Raw genomic sequence first — 17468 nt, 5'->3', positions numbered from 1 at the left:
TAACCAGCTTATGTTTCCCGAAGGGAAACGGAGGTCAGCGGATTTATGAGCGATTCCCAATCGAACGGGGGCAACGTCTATGTTGCCTACAAAGGCAACTCGTACCTCTTCGGCGGCAACGCGCCGTACGTGGAAGAGATGTACGAAAACTACCTGGACAATCCCGGTAGCGTCCCCGACAACTGGCGCGGTTACTTCGACGCGCTGCAGAACGTCCCCGCCGGTGATGGCACCGACGCCCGCGACGTACCCCATCTGCCCGTCATCAACGCCTTCGCCGAGCGCGCCAAGCAGGGTGGCACCAAGGTCGTCGTGGCCGCTGGTGCCGACTCCGAGCTCGCCCGCAAGCGCACCGCCGTCCAGCAGCTGATTGCCGCCTACCGCAACGTCGGTGCCCGCTGGGCCGATCTGGATCCGCTCAAGCGCGCCGAGCGCGACCACATTCCCGAACTCGAACTCTCGTTCTACGGTTTCACCGACGCCGACCTCGAGACCGTGTTCAACACCAGCAACACGTTCTTCGGCAAGGAAACCATGTCCTTGCGCGAGTTGCTCAACGCCTTGCGCGAGACGTACTGCGGCTCCATCGGTGCCGAGTACATGTACATCACCGACCAGAGCCAGAAGCGCTGGTGGCAGGAGCGCCTGGAAGCCACGCGCACCAAGCCCGCCTTCAACGCCGAGAAGAAAAAGCACATCCTCGACCGCCTGACGGCCGCCGAAGGCCTGGAGCGTTTCCTGCACACCAAGTACGTGGGCCAGAAGCGCTTCTCGCTGGAAGGTGGCGAGAGCTTCATCGCTTCGATGGACGAGCTGATCAACCAGGCCGGCCAGATCGGCGTGCAGGAAATCGTGATCGGCATGGCCCACCGCGGTCGCCTGAACGTGCTGGTCAACACCCTGGGCAAGATGCCCAAGGACCTGTTTGCCGAGTTCGACCACACCGCGCCCGAAGAACTGCCCGCCGGTGACGTGAAGTACCACCAGGGCTTCAGCTCCGACGTGACCACCCCCGGGGGCCCGGTGCACCTGTCGCTGGCATTCAACCCCTCGCACCTGGAAATCGTGAACCCGGTCGTGGAAGGTTCGGTGCGCGCCCGCATGGACCGCCGTGGCGACCCGCTGGGCAAGCAGGTGCTGCCGGTGCTGGTGCACGGTGATGCCGCCTTTGCCGGCCAGGGCGTGGTGATGGAAACCCTGGCGCTGGCCGAAACCCGTGGCTATTCCACGGGCGGCACGGTGCACCTGGTGATCAACAACCAGATCGGCTTCACCACCTCCGACCCGCGCGACAGCCGCTCCACGCTGTACTGCTCCGACGTCGTGAAGATGATCGAGGCGCCGGTGCTGCACGTGAACGGCGACGATCCCGAAGCGGTGGTGTTCGCCACCCAGCTGGCGCTCGATTTCCGCATGACCTTCCAGAAGGACGTGGTGGTCGACATTGTTTGCTTCCGCAAGCTGGGCCACAACGAACAGGACACCCCGAGCCTGACGCAGCCGCTCATGTACAAGAAGATCGCGGCCCACCCCGGCACGCGCAAGCTGTACGCCGACAAGCTGGCCGCGCAGGGCCTGGGCGAGACGCTGGGCGACGACATGGTCAAGGCCTACCGTGCCGCGCTGGACGCCGGTCGCCACACGGTGGACCCGGTGCTGACCAACTTCAAGAGCAAGTTCGCGGTCGACTGGAGCCCGTACCTGGGCAAGAAGTGGACCGACAGCGCGGACTCCGCCATCCCCATGGCCGAGTGGAAGCGACTGTCGGATCGCCTGACCACGATTCCGGACAACGTCACCCCGCACCAACTGGTGAAGAAGGTGTACGCCGATCGCGCGGCCATGGGCCGTGGCGACATTCCGGTGGACTGGGGCATGGGCGAGCACATGGCTTTTGCCTCGCTGGTGGCCAGCGGTTTCCCCGTGCGCCTCTCGGGTGAGGATTGCGGCCGCGGCACGTTCACCCACCGCCACGCCGTCATCCACGACCAGAACCGTGAGAAGTACGACGAAGGCATCTACGTGCCGCTGCAGAACGTGGCCGACAACCAGGCCCCGTTCGTGGTGATCGACTCGATCCTGTCCGAAGAGGCCGTGCTCGGTTTCGAATACGGCTATGCCTCGAACGACCCGAACACGCTGGTGATCTGGGAAGCCCAGTTCGGCGACTTCGTCAACGGCGCGCAGGTCGTGATCGACCAGTTCATCGCCTCCGGCGAAGTGAAGTGGGGCCGCGTCAACGGCATCACGATGATGCTGCCGCACGGCTACGAAGGCCAGGGTCCGGAGCACAGCTCGGCGCGCCTGGAGCGCTTCATGCAGCTGGCCGCCGACACCAACATGCAGGTCGTGCAGCCCACCACCGCGAGCCAGATCTTCCACGTGCTGCGCCGCCAGATGATTCGCGGCCTGCGCAAGCCGCTGATCATCTTCACGCCCAAGTCGCTGCTGCGCAACAAGGACGCGACCTCGCCGCTGTCCGAGTTCACCAAGGGCGGTTTCCAGACCGTGATCCCGGAGCAGAACGCCGACGTCGTGAAGAAGGCCGAGAAGGTCAAGCGCGTCATCTGCTGCTCGGGCAAGGTGTACTACGACCTCGTCAAGAAGCGCGAAGAGCGCGGCTCGGACGACGTGGCGATCGTGCGCGTGGAGCAGCTGTACCCGTTCCCGCACAAAGTGTTCGGCGCGGAGCTGCGCAAGTACCCCAACGCGACCGACATCGTGTGGTGCCAGGACGAGCCGCAGAACCAGGGCGCCTGGTTCTTCGTGCAGCACTACATCCACGAGAACATGCTCGAGGGCCAGAAGCTGGGTTACGCCGGGCGTGCGGCCTCCGCATCGCCGGCCGTGGGTTATGCCCACCTCCACCAGGAGCAGCAGAAGACGTTGATCGAAGCCGCTTTCGGCAAGCTCAAAGGCTTCATCCTCACCAAGTGAACTGAACGGACCCGAGCCGGTCACCCGACGTTGACGTCCTGTGACTGGCCCGTCCGGCGCACCCCACAAAACCCCCAGGTAGAACACTCATGGCAATCGTAGAAGTCAAAGTTCCGCAACTGTCCGAATCCGTGGCCGAAGCCACCTTGCTGGCATGGAAGAAGAAGGCCGGCGAAGCCGTCGCGGCCGATGAAATCCTGATCGAGATCGAAACCGACAAGGTCGTGCTCGAAGTGCCCGCGCCCGCCGCCGGCGTGCTGGTGGAGCTGGTCCAGGGCGACGGCGCCACCGTGGCCGCCGACCAGCTGATCGCTCGCATCGACACCGCTGCCGTCGCCGGTGCCGTCGCCGGTGCCGCGGCGCCCGCACCCGCTGCTGCGGTGCCTGCCGCTGCCGCTCCCGCCGCCGCACCGGCTGCTGCCGCTGCTGCTGCAACATCCCAATCCAAGGCCGGTGTCGGCATGCCCGCCGCCGCCAAGCTGATGGCCGACAACAACCTGGCCGCTGGCTCGGTGGCCGGCACCGGCAAGGACGGCCGCGTGACCAAGGGCGACGTGCTGTCGGCCGTGGCCGCGCCCAAGGCCGCCGTGGCCGCCCCCGTGGCGATCCCCACCGGCGCGCCTTCCAAGGTGCTGCCGCAGGTGCCCGTGGTCGCGCCCGACCTGGGCGACCGCCCCGAAGAGCGCGTGGCGATGACCCGCCTGCGCGCGCGCGTGGCCGAGCGTCTGCTGCAATCGCAATCCACCAACGCCATCCTGACCACGTTCAACGAGGTGAACATGGCGCCGGTGATGGAGATGCGCAAGAAGTTCCAGGAAAAGTTCGAGAAGGAACACGGCGTCAAGCTGGGCTTCATGAGCTTCTTCGTGAAGGCCGCGGTGCATGCGCTCAAGAAGTACCCGATCATCAATGCCTCGGTGGACGGCAGCGACATCGTCTACCACGGCTACTTCGACATCGGCATCGCTGTCGGTTCGCCCCGCGGCCTGGTGGTGCCCATCCTGCGCAACGCCGACCAGATGAGCTTTGCCGACATCGAGAAGAAGATCGCCGAGTTCGGCCAGAAAGCCAAGGATGGCAAGCTGGGCCTGGACGACCTCACCGGTGGCACGTTCTCGATCTCCAACGGCGGCACCTTCGGCTCCATGCTGTCCACGCCCATCATCAACCCGCCGCAGTCGGCCATCCTGGGCGTGCACGCTACCAAGGACCGCGCGGTGGTGGAGAACGGCCAGATCGTGATCCGCCCGATCAACTACCTCGCCATGTCGTACGACCACCGCATCATCGACGGCCGCGAAGCCGTGCTGGGGCTGGTGGCGATGAAGGAAGCGCTGGAAGACCCGGCCCGCATCCTGTTCGACATCTGATCGATCCTCCTCTCGCCAACGCCCCGACAGGGGCGTTGGCCCTTTGACTTCAGGAAAACAACATGTCCCAATCCTTTGACGTCGTCGTGATCGGCGGCGGCCCCGGTGGCTACATCGCCGCCATCCGTGCGGCGCAGCTCGGCTTCAAGGTCGCCTGCATCGACGAGTGGAAGAACGCCGCTGGCGGCCCGGCACCGGGTGGCACCTGCACCAACGTCGGCTGCATTCCCAGCAAGGCGCTGCTGCAGTCGTCCGAACACTTCGATCACGCCAACCACCACTTCGCCGACCATGGCATCAGCGCCACCAACGTGAAGATCGACATCGCCAAGATGATCGGCCGCAAGGACACGGTGGTGAAGCAGAACAACGACGGCATCCTGTACCTGTTCAAGAAGAACAAGGTCACCTTCTTCCATGGCCGCGGCTCGTTCGTGAAGGCCGTCGAAGCCGGCTACGAGATCCAGGTGACCGGCGCGAAGGAAGAGCTCATCACGGGCCAGCAGATCATCCTGGCCACGGGCTCCAACGCCCGCGCGCTGCCGGGTGTGCCGTTCGACGAAGAGAGCGTGCTGTCCAACGACGGCGCGCTGCGCCTCGGCGCCGTGCCCAAGAAGCTGGTGCTGATCGGCTCCGGCGTGATCGGCCTGGAAATGGGCTCGGTCTGGCGCCGCCTGGGCTCGGACGTGATCATCCTCGAAGGTCTGCCGACCTTCCTGGGCGCGGTGGACGAGCAGATCGCCAAGGAAGCCAAGAAGGCCTTCGACAAGCAAGGCCTGAAGATCGAACTGGGCGTGAAGGTCGGCGAGGTCAAGACCGGCAAGAAGGGCGTGAGCGTGGCCTACACGAACGCCAAGGGCGAAGCGCAGAGCATTGACGCCGACAAGCTGATCGTCTCCATCGGCCGTGTGCCCAACACCATCGGCCTGAATGCCGAGGCCGTGGGCCTGCAGCTCGACGAGCGCGGCGCCATCGTGGTGGACGGCGAATGCCGCACCAGCCTCAAGGGTGTGTGGGCCGTGGGCGACGTGGTGCGTGGCCCCATGCTGGCGCACAAGGCGGAAGAAGAGGGCGTGGCCGTGGCCGAGCGCATCGCCGGCCAGCACGGACACGTCAACTTCAACACCATCCCCTGGGTGATCTACACCAGCCCCGAGATCGCCTGGGTGGGCCGCACCGAGCAGCAGCTCAAGGCCGACGGCGTGAAGTACAAGGCCGGCACCTTCCCGTTCCTGGCCAACGGCCGTGCGCGGGCGCTGGGCGACACCACCGGCATGGTGAAGTTCCTGGCCGACGCGACCACCGACGAGATCCTCGGCGTGCACATCGTGGGCCCCATGGCCAGCGAACTGATCGCCGAAGCCGTGGTGGCGATGGAGTTCAAGGCCAGTGCCGAGGACATCGCGCGCATCTGCCACGCCCACCCTTCGCTGTCGGAAGCGACGAAGGAAGCCGCGCTGGCGGTGGACAAGCGCACGCTGAACTTCTAAGCGCCGATCTTGAGCGTCCGCAGCACGTACGAGGCCGCGCTCAAGGAGCGCGGCTACACGACGGACCCCGCCCAACAGCGCGCCATCGACGCGCTGGAGCGGTGCGCGGCCGAGTGGGCGGTTTACAAGCAGAAGCGCTCGAACTCGCTGAAGAAGCTCTTCGTCAATCCCGAGATCCCGCGCGGCGTCTACATGTACGGCGGCGTGGGCCGGGGCAAGAGTTTCCTCATGGAGTGCTTTTTCGAGGCGGTGCCGCTGCGTCGCAAGACGCGGCTGCATTTCCACGAGTTCATGCGCGAGGTGCACCGCGAACTGCGCGAGTTGCAGGGCACGGTCAATCCGCTGGACGAGCTCGGCGCGCGCATCGCCAAGCGCTACAAGCTCATCTGCTTCGATGAGTTTCACGTGGCCGACGTGACCGACGCGATGATCCTGCACCGTTTGCTGGACGCGCTGTTCAAGGCGGGCGTGGGGTTCGTCACCACGTCCAACTTCCGCCCGGACGACCTGTACCCCGACGGGCTGCACCGCGATCGCATCCTGCCCGCGATCGAATTGCTCAAGCAGCGGCTGGAGGTGCTGAGCGTGGACAACGGCACCGACTACCGCCAGCGCACGCTCAACCACATCCAGCTCTACCACTGCCCGCTGGGGCCGCAGGCCGATGCCGCGATGGAGGCCACCTTCAATGAGTTGGCCGAGATGGGCGACCACGATGCGGTCATGCACATCGAAGCGCGGCAGATCCAGGCGCTGCGGCGCTCAGGCGGCGTGATCTGGTTCGACTTCCGCACCCTGTGCGGTGGACCCCGTTCGCAGAACGACTACCTCGAGATCGCTTCCCAGTTCCACACGCTCATGCTGTCGAACGTGCCGCAGATGTCGGTGCGCCAGGCGTCGGAAGCGCGGCGCTTCACCTGGCTGGTGGATGTGCTCTACGACCGGCGGGTCAAGCTGGTGATGTCCGCCGCCGTGCCTCCCGAGGATCTGTACGTGGAAGGGCCGATGTCGCACGAATTCCCGCGCACCGTCTCGCGCCTGACCGAGATGCAGTCGCAGGAATTCCTGTCGCTGGAGCACCGGTTGGTGGACACCGGGCTGACTTGAACCCCGCTTCAGCCGAGCGGGTCGAGTTTGACGATCGTCAGCGACAGGTTGTCGCCCATGCCCTTGGCGCGCGAGCGCGCCTTCTGGATCAGGAACTCGCAAGCCTCGCGGGGCGAGAGCATGGCGATCGTGCTGGAGAGTTCTTCCGGGGTGAAGTAGTGCCAGATGCCGTCGCTGCAGGCCATGATCGCGTCACCCGCGCTCAGCTGGGGCACCACATGCAGGTCCACTGGCGGATCGTTCTCCGTGCCCAGGCAGCCCATCAGGATGTTGGCATGCGGGTGGTCCAACGCCTCTTCCTCGCTGATCTCGCCCTGGTTGACCAGGGTCTGCACGTAGGAATGGTCCATCGTGCGAAAGACCATCCGGCCATTGCGGAAGTGGTAGATGCGCGAGTCGCCTGCGTGCACCCAGTGGCTGTCGCCACCCGGGTTGATGAGGAAGGCGGCGATGGTGCTGTGCGGCTCCTGTTCGGCCGAGACAGCCGTGAGCTTGATCACCAGGTGCGACTCTTCGACGATCTGGCGCAGCAGCGCGGCGGCATCGTCCGTCTCGGGGTCGTAGCGCTCGAACAGCTGCCGCGCCGTGAGCATCACCTGGTCGGAGGCTTTGCGTCCGCCGCTGCGACCCCCCATCCCGTCGGCCAGCACCGCGAGCAGGCAGGTGCCGTGGCGCGGATGGTGCAGCAGGCTGACCTGGTCTTGCTGGTAATCGCGGTCGCCCCGGTGGATGCCGGTGGAGGCCTGGATGCGGTAGCCTTTGGACATGAAGGTGCTGATCGGTCTGTGCGGGTGGGGAAATGGGTGCAATGGTATCCACATATGCGCTGCGCGAAGCCCGGCAAAGGCCGAAACCGTGAACCCTTGCGCGCCGGTCCGCCGTCCGGCGGCGTGGGCCTGCTCAACGGTGCCTGGCAGGGCCTGGAGGCGGCTTGAGCGCGCTTGAAAACGGCGTGGCAGCCGCGTTTGCCGCCGACGGACCCTTGGCGCGCGCGCACGGCAGTCTGCGCCCGCGTCAGGGGCAGCTCGACATGGCCGCCGCCGTGTCCCGCGCCATCGAAGACGGCCATGGCCTGGCCGTCGAAGCGGGCACCGGGGTGGGCAAGACCTTCGCCTACCTCGTGCCCTTGCTGCTCAGTGGCCGGCGTGCTCTGCTGTCCACCGCCACCCAGGCCTTGCAGGACCAGCTGTTCACGCGCGACATTCCCGCCGTGGTTCGCGCACTCGGTCTGCCGGTGCGCGTGGCCCTGCTCAAGGGGCGGTCGAGTTACGTCTGCCTGCATCGACTGGAGCAGGCCTTGCATGGGCCGGCGTCGGTCGGCCTGCGCGACCCTGCCATCACGGCCGTGTTGGCCCAGGTGCTGAGCTGGGCGAACCGCTCGCGCAGCGGCGACCTGGCCGAACTGGAGGCCCTGGACGAACGCTCGCCGCTGCGCCCGATGGTCACATCCACCCGGGACAACTGCCTGGGCGCGAGCTGCCCGCGCCACGGCGATTGCCATGTCAACCGCGCGCGCGGCGAGGCCTTGCAGGCCGAGTGGGTGGTGATCAACCACCACCTGTTCTTTTCGGATCAGCTGTTGCTGGAGTCGGGCGTGGCCTCGTTGCTGCCGGCCGCCGAGGTGGTGGTGTTCGACGAAGCGCATCAGCTGAACGACACCGGCATTCCGTTTCTGGGGCACACGCTCGGGACGGGGCAGTTGCGGGAACTGGCGCGCGATCTGCGCACCCAGGGGCCGCAGTGGGCGCGGGGCCAGCGGCCGTGGGCCCACCTGGCACTGGCGATCGAACAGGCCGCGCGCGCGATGGCCGCCTTGCCCCGCCAGGCCGGTGGCAGTGGTGGCCGCTACCGTTGGCAAGGCATGGCGCCCGAAGGTGTTGACGCGGCCGCCTGGCAGCGCTGCGCCATCGAACTGAGCCAGGCGTTGACGGCCAGCCAGGAGGCGCTGACCGCCACCGCGCAAGCCTCGGCGGAACTGGAGCGCCTGCAGGCGCGGGTGCAGGCTTTGCTGTCGGTGTGGCGAGGCATGCGCACCGACATGCCGGCGACCGACATGGTTCGGTGGGTGGAGTGGGGAGAGGCCCGGCATTGGCGCGCCGTGTGCGCGCCGTCCGACAGCGCCCGTCTGTTCCAGCCCTTGCTGGACGAATCGGCGGGCCGGCGCAGCTGGGTGTTCTCGTCGGCGACCTTGGGCAGCGACGACGGGCTGAGCTGGTTCACCCGGGGCCTCGGCCTGGATGCGCTGCCGGGTTTGCGCACCCTGCGCGTGCCCAGCCCGTTCGATCACGCGGCCCAGGCGGCGCTGTATGTGCCCCACGACCTGCCCGAGCCCGCCGACGCCTCTCACACGCCGGCGCTCGCCGACGCGGTGGCGCGCTGGGCATCCCGACTGGGTGGCCGCACCCTGGTGTTGACCACCACCTTGCGCGCCGCATCGCGCATGGCCGACCATCTGCAGGGCCTGGTGGCGCAAGGGCGTTGCGCGCCGCTTCAGGTGTTGGCGCAGGGGCGCTTGTCCAAGCGCGCGCTGTTGGCGCGGTTTCGCCAAGCGAGCGAACCGTCCGTGCTGGTGGCGTCGGCGTCGTTCTGGGAGGGCGTGGATCTGCCCGGCGACGCACTGCAGCTGTTGGTCATCGACAAGCTGCCTTTTCCACCACCGGACGATCCCTTGATGCAGGCGCGCGGCCAGCGCCTCGAGGCGCGGGGCTTGAGCGCTTTCAACGATGCCTTTCTGCCCGAAGCCGCCATGGCGCTCAAGCAGGGGGCAGGGCGTTTGATCCGCTCCGAGACCGACCAGGGGATTCTGGTGATCGGCGACCGGCGCCTGGTCACCCGGTCTTATGGCAACCGTCTACTGGGGGCGTTGCCAGCCATGAGCCGGCTGGTGGACGAGGCGGACATGGTCGCCCGCCTCGATGCGCTGGTGCTTACCAGATCTTCCACCAGGGATCGTCTTTGGACTTGAAACCCTGGCTCAGGTACTCGCTGTTCGGGTAGCTGGCCTGCATCACGCGGCGGGTGTCGTCGCGCAGCTGCGTCAGGCCCAGCGCCTCATAGGACTGCAGCATGATGAAGAGGGCTTCTTCGAGGGCCGGCGCGTTGACGTAGTCGGTCAAGGCCGTCTGGGCGCGGTTGATGGCCGCCACGTAGGCGCCTCGGCTGTGGTAGTAGCGCGCGACATGGACCTCGTACTGCGCCAGCGAGTTGACGATGTACGTCATGCGGTCCCGGGCATCGGGGCTGTAGCGGGAATCCGGGAACCGCGAGACGAGCTCGCGGAACGCTTCGAACGATTCCTTGGCGGCTTTCTGATCGCGTTCGGACAGATCCTGACGCGCCAGCGAGCCGAAGAGGCCGAGGTTGTCGTTGAAATTCACCAGCCCCTTGAGGTACAGGGCATAGTCCATCGCCGGGCTGGTGGGATGGAGCTTCTGAAAGCGGTCGAGGGTGCGCCAGCGCCTGGGCTTGTTCGCCGGCCTTGTACTGCGCGTAAGCCTTGTCGAGCTGGGCCTGCTGGGCCAGGGGGGTGCCGGCGGCACGGCCTTCGAGCTTTTCGTACAGCGTCACCGACTTCTCGTAGTTGCCGGCGGCACGCTCTTCGGTCGCTTCGCTGTAGATTCGGTTCGGGCTCCAGCCGGCCGTTTCATCCACGGGCGTGGTGCTGCATGCGCTGAGCACCAGCGCCGAGGCCATCGCGCACAGGGGCACAGCCGATAATCTGGACGTCAACTTCACGGGTGCACCTTTACAACGGAACAATGGACTTGGCTTCGCAAATTATATCGACGGGGGATGTGACAGGAGGTTCCATGCCGGGTCTCGAATCGGAGGCGGGCGCCGTGCTCGACGAACTCACGGCGGAAATGGAAACGCGGATCTGCGAAGTACCCGCTGCCATGCATGGCTGGCGCATCGATCGCGCGCTGGCGCAGCTGATTCCCGAATTCTCCCGTTCCTACCTGCAGCAACTGATGGCCGACGGCGCTGTCGTGATGCGCGGCACAGCCCTGCGCAAGCCGTCGGCCCGCATCGCCGTGGGCGACCGGTTGGCGGTGGAACTGCGCCCCACGCAGCAGGCGCAGGCCTTCGTGGCGCAGGCCATGGCGCTGGACGTGGTGTTCGAGGACGCCGACCTGCTGGTGATCCAGAAGCCCGCCGGCCTGGTGGTGCACCCGGCGGCGGGTCACTGGACCGGCACGTTGCTCAACGGTCTGCTGGCTCACCACGCCGGCGCCGCGGCGTTGCCGCGCGCCGGTATCGTGCACCGCCTGGACAAGGACACCTCGGGCCTCATGCTCGTGGGCAAATCGCGCCAGGCCGTGGAGGCGCTGGTGCGAGCCATCGCCGCGCGCGAGGTGAATCGCCAGTACCTTGCCCTGGCCCATGGCCGCTGGCAGGGCACGGCCGAGAAGGGCGTGGACCAGCCCATCGGGCGCGACGTGCACAACCGCCTGCGCATGGCCGTCGTGCGCGCCGACACCGGCATCGGGAAAACGGCGCAGACCACCATTCGCCTGCTCGATGGGTCTGACCAGGCCTGCCTGGTGGCCTGCAAGCTGCACACGGGGCGCACGCACCAGATTCGCGTGCACATGGCCTGGTTGGGCCATCCCCTGGTCGGGGATGCGCTCTACGGTGGTCGCCCGCTCTGGGGCATGGGCCGCCAGGCCCTGCATGCGGCGCGCCTGTCGCTGCGGCATCCGATCACCGGCGAGCCGCTGGCGTTTCAATCGGCCCCGCCGCCGGACCTGCTGGCCGCCATCGATGGCAGCGGCCTCCGGTACAATGAGCCGGGTCTGGGCAGCGGATTCCTCGAGTGAGCGCTACCGTGCGACCCCCGCTGCGCGGCGTGTCGAGGTCCTGACCTCACGATCCCCCAATTTTTGCCCTGCCAGGCAACAGGTTCTTCCCCGGCGTTCCGAGCCGACGGCCACCGCCGTCCTCGCCGGTTTGAGCAACGGGCCCCGTGCCCACCCCTGTACCGTCCCGGTCCATGCCGGTTTTTGACAGACTGACACCATGAACACCACGGATGCCAAGCGCGTCCTCGAGACGGCGTTGATCTGCGCGCCCCAGCCCCTGTCTGTGCGGGAACTGGGCACGCTGTTCGACGCCGAAGTCTCGGCGGACACGCTCAAGACCTTGCTGGCCGACCTTCAGCTGGAATGGACCGGCCGCGGCGTCGAACTGGTGCAAGTCGCGAGTGGCTGGCGTTTCCAGAGCCGGCCCGAACTGCGCCCCTACCTGGACCGTTTGCACCCCGAAAAGCCGCCTCGTTACAGCCGCGCCACCATGGAGACGCTGGCCATCATTGCCTACCGCCAGCCGGTGACGCGGGGCGACATGGAAGACATCCGCGGCGTGACCATCAACTCGCTCATCATCAAGCAGTTGGAGGACCGGGGTTGGGTCGAGGTCATCGGCCACCGCGAAACCGTGGGCCGTCCCGCGCTGTTCGCCACCACGCGCCAGTTTCTCGACGACCTGGGCCTGTCGTCGCTCGATCAGTTGCCCCCGCTCGAGGGCAATGAAATCCAGGAGTCGGCCCTGGACCGGCTGGACTTCGAAGCACTGTCGTCCAACCTGTCGCCCGAAGTGGCAGAGGTCGCGATCGATACCGAGATTGCCGTGGCGGATGCGCCCGAAGCAACGGCGACCGCCGACTTGCCGGCCGAAGCCGAGACCCCCACCCCCGATCTGCAGAGAGCCGATCCCTCCACCCAGGAACACCATGAACCCGGCGAACACCCCCCCAGCGACGCCTGAGTCGACCCCCGACGCGACGTTGCCGCCCGCCGAGAACACGGTGCCGCCTCAGGCCGCGGGCATGGAACCGGCCCCTGTCGCGGGCCCTCGAGAGGCCGCCGATGCAGAAGCCCTGCGTTTCGACGACGTGGTCAGCGGGGCCTTCGATGCAGAACAGGAGCAAGCCCTGCCGCTGCCGACCAAGCGCGTGCTCGCGCCGCAGGCCGAGTCGCCCAAGCTGCACAAGGTGCTGGCGCAGGCCGGCATGGGCTCGCGGCTGGAGATGGAGCAACTCATCCTGGAAGGCCGCATCTCGGTCAACGGCGAGCCAGCCCACATCGGGCAGCGCATCCAGTTCGGGGACGTCATCAAGGTCAACGGCAAGCCGGTGCGCGTGCGCATGACGCCGCCGCCGCCGCGCGTGCTGGCCTACCACAAGCCCGCCGGGGAGGTGGTCTCTCACGACGACCCGCAGAACCGCCCGACCGTGTTCCGCCGCCTGCCCAAGCTGATGCAGGGCAAGTGGCAGTCGGTGGGCCGACTCGACCTCAACACCGAAGGCCTGCTGTTGCTGACCAACTCGGGCGAACTGGCGGAATCGGCTGATGCACCCCCGTTTCGGTTTGCAGCGGGAATACGCCGTGCGCGTGCTGGGTGCCTTGTCCAACGAGGAGAAACAGCGGCTGCTGGACGGCGTGCGCCTGGACGACGGCGTGGCCCAGTTCGCCTCCATCGAGGATGGCGGCGGCGAGGGCGCCAACTGCTGGTACCGCGTGACGATCGGCGAGGGCCGCAACCGCGAGGTGCGCCGCATGTTCGAAGCCGTTGGCCATGCGGTCAGCCGGCTGATCCGCATCCGTTATGGCGCGGTGATGCTGCCGCGCGGGCTCAAGCGCGGCGTGTGGCTGGAACTCGACGACCGCGACATCGCCCGGTTGACCGCCGCGGCAGGGCTGGTGGAGGCCGACGAGCCGCGTGGCCCGCGCCCCGGCGGCCGGCACCCTGCCCAGCGGGGCAAACAAGGCGGCAAGGGAGGCCGCACCGAGGGCAAACCGCCAGGCAGCCGTGCGGACGGCCCCGGTTTCGGCGATCGCCGGACCAACAGCGGCTACGGCATGGGCGGGGCGCCGGGTGGCGCCAAGCCGCGCGGCGCCAAGGGCCCGGGCAAGGGGCAGGGGAGTGCGGGTTCGCAGCCGGACCCGATGAAAACCTCCTTCGGTTACATCGGTCAGGACGCCCTGCAGCGCCGGCGCGAGCAGGACGCCGGCCGCGGAGGCCCGCCGGGCGGTGGCCGGCGCCGGGGTGGCGGACGTTCGGGCGGGCGCTGAATGGCGCTTCCCACGCCCACGTTCCACGGCACGGACACCCGAGCAATGTAGAATCGTGGGCTTTGTGAGGCCTTGTGGCTTCGGCAAATTCAACCAAGAAACTTCAGGATTCCTATGGCGATCGAACGCACCCTCTCGATCATCAAGCCCGACGCCGTCGCCAAGAACGTCATCGGCCAGATTTACGCCCGCTTTGAAGCTGCTGGCCTGAAGGTCGTGGCCGCTCGCATGGCTCACCTCTCGCGCGGCGAAGCCGAAGCCTTTTACGCCGTGCACAAGGCCCGTCCCTTCTTCAAGGACCTGGTCGACTTCATGATCTCCGGCCCCGTGATGATCCAGGCGCTCGAAGGCGAAGGCGCCATTGCCAAGAACCGCGACCTGATGGGCGCCACCGATCCCAAGAAGGCCGCTGCCGGCACCATCCGCGCCGACTTCGCCGACAGCATCGACGCCAACGCCGTGCACGGCTCGGACGCGCCCGAGACGGCTGCCGCCGAAGTGGCATTCTTCTTTGCCGGCCTCAACGTCTACTCGCGTTGATCATGGTATGACGGCCAATCTGCTCGACTTCGATCTCGAGGGTTTGGCCGCCTTTTGCGAGCAGCTGGGCGAGAAGCGCTTTCGCGCCGTCCAGCTGTTTCGCTGGATCCATCAAAAGGGGCCTCGGACTTCGCCCAGATGACGGACTTGGCGCGCAGCCTGCGCGACAAGCTGCCCGGCGTCTGCACCATCACCGACCTGCCCGTGCTCTCGCGCCAGGATTCGGCCGACGGCACCATCAAATGGCTCTTCGATGTGGGCGATGGCAACGCGGTGGAAACCGTGTTCATCCCCGAGGAAGACCGCGGCACGCTGTGCATTTCCTCCCAGGCCGGTTGCGCCGTGGGCTGCCGCTTCTGCTCCACCGGCCACCAGGGCTTTTCGCGCAACCTCACCACCGGTGAGATCCTGGCCCAGCTGTGGCATGCCGAGCATTTTCTTCGCCGTCACCTGAAACGCGGGGAACGCGTGATCACGAACGTGGTCATGATGGGCATGGGCGAACCCTTGCAGAACTACCACGCGCTGGTGCCGGCGCTGCGCGCCATGCTCGATGACCATGGCTACGGCCTGTCGCGCCGCCGCGTGACGGTGTCCACCTCGGGCGTGGTGCCGATGATCGATCGCCTGGCGCAGGATTGTCCAGTGGCCCTGGCGGTGTCGCTGCACGCCCCCAACGACCCCCTGCGCGACGACCTCGTGCCCTTGAACCGCAAGTACCCCATCGCCGAACTGCTGGACGCCTGCCTGCGCTACCTGCCGGCGGCGCCACGCGACTTCATCACTTTCGAGTACTGCATGCTCGACGGGGTGAACGACCAGCCCGAGCACGCCCGCGAATTGCTGGCCCTGCTCAAGCAGCATGGCGAGCGCGGTGTGCCGTGCAAGATCAACCTGATTCCTTTCAACCCTTTCCCGGACTCGGGGCTGACCTGCTCTCCACGCGCGGTGGTGCAGCGCTTCGGGCAGATGCTCAATGAAGCCGGTGTGGTCACCACGGTGCGCAAGACGCGTGGGGACGACATCGATGCCGCCTGCGGTCAGCTCGCGGGCGATGTGCTGGACCGCACCAACGCGGCCAAGCGCCTGGCGCAACGGCGCAGCAATGCCAGCGAGCGCCCCATTCGTTTCGTTCAAAAGGAAAGGCAGGCATGACACATCCGACCCGCACCGGTTTTGGGGCGCATGGCACGCGCTCGCGTGGCATGGTGGCCAGCTTCTGGCTGGGTGTGCTGCTGGTGTTGCTGGCCGGCTGTGCGCAAACGCGCGGCCTGCCCGCCACCACGGCCGCTGCCGTGGCAGCCGGTGCCGAACCGGTCACCGAGTCGGACGAGCCCGAAGCGCGCAAGCGCGCGCGCATCCGGGTGGAGCTGGCTTCGGGCTACTTCGAGCAGGGCCAGACCACGGTGGCGCTCGACGAGATCAAGCTGGCGTTGGCCGCTGATCCGAACTATGCGCCGGCCTACACGCTGCGCGGCCTGGTGTACGCGCGGCTGAACGAACTGCGGCTCGCGGAAGACAGCTTCAAGCGCGCGCAACTGCTCAGCCCGCGCGATCCGGACGTGCTGCACCACTACGGCCTGTTCGCGTGCCAGCAAGGCCGCTACCCGCAGGCGATCGAGCTGTTCCAGCAGGCGCTGGCCAGCCCGGTGTACGGCGGCCAGGCCAAGACCCTGATGGTCAAGGGCATCTGCCAGGTGCGGGCGGCGCAGTTTGAAGAAGCAGAGGGCAGTCTGGCGCGCTCCTACGAGCTCGATCCTGGCAACCCCATCACGGCCTACAACCTGGCGGCCTTGCAGTTCCGCCGCGGCGAGAACGCGAAGGCGCAGTTCACCATTCGCCGGCTGAACAACAGCGAGCTGGCCAATGCCGAAACCCTGTGGCTGGGCATCAAGGTGGAGCACCGCATGGGCAACGCCGAAGCCATGGCCCAACTGGCCCAGCAACTGAGCCGGCGTTATCCGGACTCGCGTGAGTGGGCGTCGTATCAGCGGAGAGCATTTGATGAATGAGGTGTATGCCAACGAGGGCGCCACGGCGGCCGGGGAGGGTGCTTCGCGCCCGGTGCTGCTGCGCGCGGCGCGCGAGGCGGCGGGCTTGCACATTGCAGCGCTCGCTGCGGCCCTCAAGGTCCCGGTGAAAAAACTCGAAGCCCTGGAAGCAGGGCGCTACAGCGAACTGCCCGACCTGACCTTCGCGCGCGCGCTGGCGTCCAGCGCATGCCGCCACCTCAAGGTGGATCCGGCGCCGATCCTCGAACAGATTCCGCAGGGAGGCATCCCTGAACTGGGTGGTTCGCGCCATGCGATCAACGCCCCTTTCCAGCCCGCGCACGACCCGGCCCCCATCAACCCCTTGAGCTGGCTCTCGCGCCCCGCGCTGCTGGCTGCGATCGTGCTGCTGCTGGGCGCGCTGGTGATCGTGTTCCTGCCGCGCGCGGAAGAGTCCGCGCAGGAGCCTGCGCAGGCCGAGGCGGGCAACGTGGTCACGCCGCTGGAGCAACCGGCGGAACCGGTGGCGGCGGTGGAGCCCGAGCCTGTTCAGGAACCCGCTGCGGCGGGTGCGCCTGTGGCGCCCGCGCCAGGAGGCGCGACACCCGCGGCGCCTGTGGCGGCACCCGCACCGGTGTCCGCGTCGCCTGCGGCTGCTCCGGCCGTGGCTGCGGTGCCGCCCGTGGCCCCGGCTGCCGCGGCGCCTGCCGCACCCGCATCGGGCAGCCTGCTCACCATTGCCGCCACCGGCGAATCCTGGGTGGAGGTCGTCAATGGCTCGGGCAGTGTCGTCATCCAGCGCGTGTTGCAAGCCGGTGACGCCGTCGATTTTTCCAGCGCGCCGCCTTACACCGTGGTGCTTGGCCGTGCCGAGGTCGCTCAGGTTACTGTGCGTGGCAAGCCGTTCGACGTGACGCGCTACGCGCGCAACAACGTCGCCCGATTCGAGGTGAAATGAAC

The 17468-nt window shown here is 67.2% G+C and carries 11 protein-coding genes and 3 pseudogenes; 12 read left to right on the top strand and 2 right to left on the bottom strand.

The genetic code is table 11. From position 1 onward, the window contains the following. Positions 1-45 precede the first annotated feature (45 nt). The 4 genes from ACFJGX_RS19140 (at position 46) to zapE (ending at position 6904) form a co-directional block, all read left to right on the top strand. Entirely contained in the window at positions 46-2937 is a 2892-nt protein-coding gene (locus ACFJGX_RS19140; RefSeq protein WP_382158437.1) for a 2-oxoglutarate dehydrogenase E1 component, read from the top strand. A gap of 89 nt (positions 2938-3026) precedes the next feature. Continuing rightward, the gene (odhB, locus tag ACFJGX_RS19135) at positions 3027-4307 is read left to right on the top strand and encodes a 2-oxoglutarate dehydrogenase complex dihydrolipoyllysine-residue succinyltransferase (protein WP_382326801.1); all 1281 of its coding nucleotides are present in this window, start codon (positions 3027-3029) and stop codon (positions 4305-4307) included. A 62-nt stretch (positions 4308-4369) separates the two neighbouring features. Then, complete coding sequence (gene lpdA, locus ACFJGX_RS19130) at positions 4370-5797, top strand: dihydrolipoyl dehydrogenase (RefSeq protein ID WP_382326799.1); 1428 nt, start codon at positions 4370-4372, stop codon at positions 5795-5797. A gap of 9 nt (positions 5798-5806) precedes the next feature. Continuing rightward, the gene (gene zapE / locus ACFJGX_RS19125; protein WP_291119574.1) at positions 5807-6904 is read left to right on the top strand and encodes a cell division protein ZapE; all 1098 of its coding nucleotides are present in this window, start codon (positions 5807-5809) and stop codon (positions 6902-6904) included. Positions 6905-6912: 8 nt separating this feature from the next. On the opposite strand, the gene ACFJGX_RS19120 is transcribed toward zapE, so the two are convergent. Beyond that, on the bottom strand, positions 6913-7671 hold the full coding sequence (locus ACFJGX_RS19120) for a PP2C family serine/threonine-protein phosphatase (protein ID WP_291119577.1): 759 nt from the start codon (positions 7669-7671) through the stop codon (positions 6913-6915). A 164-nt stretch (positions 7672-7835) separates the two neighbouring features. Here ACFJGX_RS19120 and ACFJGX_RS19115 point away from each other — a divergent pair, with 164 nt between their 5' ends. Next, the gene (locus ACFJGX_RS19115) at positions 7836-9869 is read left to right on the top strand and encodes an ATP-dependent DNA helicase (protein WP_382326797.1); all 2034 of its coding nucleotides are present in this window, start codon (positions 7836-7838) and stop codon (positions 9867-9869) included. On the opposite strand, the pseudogene ACFJGX_RS19110 reads toward ACFJGX_RS19115, so the two are convergent. Next, positions 9832-10597 (bottom strand): annotated as a pseudogene (locus tag ACFJGX_RS19110) (outer membrane protein assembly factor BamD). The gene ACFJGX_RS19115 and the pseudogene ACFJGX_RS19110 overlap by 38 nt on opposite strands. A gap of 116 nt (positions 10598-10713) precedes the next feature. Here ACFJGX_RS19110 and ACFJGX_RS19105 point away from each other — a divergent pair. The 7 genes and pseudogenes from ACFJGX_RS19105 (at position 10714) to ACFJGX_RS19075 (ending at position 17466) form a co-directional block, all read left to right on the top strand. After that, the gene (locus ACFJGX_RS19105) at positions 10714-11724 is read left to right on the top strand and encodes an RluA family pseudouridine synthase (protein WP_382324425.1); all 1011 of its coding nucleotides are present in this window, start codon (positions 10714-10716) and stop codon (positions 11722-11724) included. 199 nt (positions 11725-11923) lie between these two features. After that, positions 11924-12670 (top strand): SMC-Scp complex subunit ScpB, encoded by a 747-nt coding sequence (scpB, locus tag ACFJGX_RS19100; protein WP_382324427.1) that lies wholly within the window; start codon positions 11924-11926, stop codon positions 12668-12670. Then, positions 12636-13977, top strand: a pseudogene (locus tag ACFJGX_RS19095) (pseudouridine synthase). The gene scpB and the pseudogene ACFJGX_RS19095 overlap by 35 nt, the downstream one beginning before the upstream one ends. 114 nt (positions 13978-14091) lie before the next feature. Then, positions 14092-14517 (top strand): nucleoside-diphosphate kinase, encoded by a 426-nt coding sequence (ndk, locus tag ACFJGX_RS19090; RefSeq protein ID WP_086123506.1) that lies wholly within the window; start codon positions 14092-14094, stop codon positions 14515-14517. A 7-nt stretch (positions 14518-14524) separates the two neighbouring features. After that, a pseudogene (gene rlmN, locus ACFJGX_RS19085) lies at positions 14525-15672 on the top strand (23S rRNA (adenine(2503)-C(2))-methyltransferase RlmN). Next, positions 15669-16529, top strand: coding sequence for a type IV pilus biogenesis/stability protein PilW (gene pilW / locus ACFJGX_RS19080; RefSeq protein WP_382324431.1), 861 nt, complete (start codon positions 15669-15671; stop codon positions 16527-16529). Before rlmN ends, pilW begins: the two are co-directional and overlap by 4 nt. Beyond that, positions 16522-17466, top strand: a complete 945-nt coding sequence (locus tag ACFJGX_RS19075; protein WP_382324433.1) for a helix-turn-helix domain-containing protein — start codon at positions 16522-16524, stop codon at positions 17464-17466. Before pilW ends, ACFJGX_RS19075 begins: the two co-directional genes overlap by 8 nt. The last annotated feature ends 2 nt before the right edge of the window (positions 17467-17468 follow it).

Origin of the sequence: Hydrogenophaga sp. UC242_50, assembly GCF_042697355.1 — a bacterium.
Taxonomy (GTDB): Bacteria; Pseudomonadota; Gammaproteobacteria; order Burkholderiales; family Burkholderiaceae_C; genus Hydrogenophaga.
The sequence above is the reverse complement of the archived record's forward strand: the minus strand, read 5'-3'. Positions and strand labels throughout refer to the sequence as shown.